This window comes from Streptomyces sp. PsTaAH-137, from assembly GCF_003259365.1.
Classification (GTDB): domain Bacteria; phylum Actinomycetota; class Actinomycetes; order Streptomycetales; family Streptomycetaceae; genus Streptomyces.
Genome location: NZ_QLLY01000104.1, coordinates 1 through 1,284, shown reverse-complemented (window position 1 = coordinate 1,284; position 1,284 = coordinate 1). Strand labels below are relative to the sequence as shown.

Here is a 1,284-nt window from a genome sequence, read left to right as displayed (position 1 = left end):
CCCGCCGCGCCTTCCAGCTTTCCGACGAACCGGCCGACCGCATCGGCCGGGCGGTCCAGGACGCCCTCGCCGAGCACCGCGGGGACGTCGAGGCGGCGACGGCCGCGCTGGTGAAGAAGGCGATCCCCGACGCGATGGCCCTCCTGGACGCCACCCGCATCGGCGGCCGCTACGAGGTGATCGCGCATCCCTGGATGCCCGACATCCTCAAGAAGCAGTCCTCCCACGGCGCCGACCGGATCTGGGAGGCCCGCCCCAAGTGGACCCGGACCGAACTGCCGCCCGGCGAGCACGAGGTGACCGCCCTCGACATCAACGGCGCCTACCTGTCCGCCCTCAAGACGCACCTGCCGCTGGGACAGCTGGAGCACTCCTCGGGCGGCGTCGGCCACGACCGCCGCCGGGCCGGCGTCCACCTGATCACTCCGCCGCACTGGGACCACGAGAACGTCCTGCCCAACCCCGTCGGGCAGCGCGACGAACCGGGACCGCTCTGGGTCACCGAGCCCACCCTGCGCCTGCTGCAGCGCCTGTCGGGACCGAAGTACGGGCTGTGCGAGGCGCCCGAGATCCACGAGTCGTACACCTCGGGCGCGACCGAGGGCCTCCTGGAGAAGTTCCGCGTCGCCCTCAAGGACGCCCGCGACACGGCGCTCGCCGACGACGACGAGGTGACCCTGGAGTACGTGAAGGCCATGTACTCCAAGTTCGTCTCCACGATGGGGGAGTCGAACTACAACCGGGAGCTGTACCGCCCCGACTGGATGCACCTGATCCGCTCGCAGGCCTTCGCCAACCTCTGGATGAAGGCCCTCAAGGCCCACGACGAGGGCCTCACCGTCGTCCGCGCCATGGGCACCGACGAACTCCACCTGATCGGCGACTGGCGCCGCGTCTTCCCCGAGGGCCGCGGCGTCGCCGAGGTCAAGGTGAAGGACGTCTACACGGCGGGCACCGCGGACGGCCAGCACACCCACCCCGGAGAGGGAGAGTAAGTGCCCGACAGGAACCTTGAGTTCGGCAAGTTCGGTGCCCGCGGCATCAAGGGGTACGAGGCCGCCGCCCGCCAGCTCGACGCACTGGCCGGCTTCGTCGCCACCCCGGTCACCCAGCGCCGCGGCATGCTGGCCCGCCTGAACTACCTCACCCGCTCCGAGCGGGCGAAGGCCGCGGCCCGGGCGGCCGGCCTCACCGTCACCGACCGGACCCTCAGGCGCTGGGCCGAGGGCAGGGCGACCCCGTCGAAGAAGAGCCTGGCCCAGCTGGAGACCGCCTACCGTCAGG

Annotated in this window: 2 pseudogenes; both read left to right on the top strand. The window is 71.6% G+C overall.

The annotated features are described in order from the left end of the window. Positions 1 to 995 (top strand): annotated as a pseudogene (locus tag K377_RS41215) (transcriptional regulator); the annotation flags it as partial. Then, positions 996 to 1,284, top strand: a pseudogene (locus K377_RS41210) (transcriptional regulator); the annotation flags it as partial. It lies immediately after the preceding pseudogene.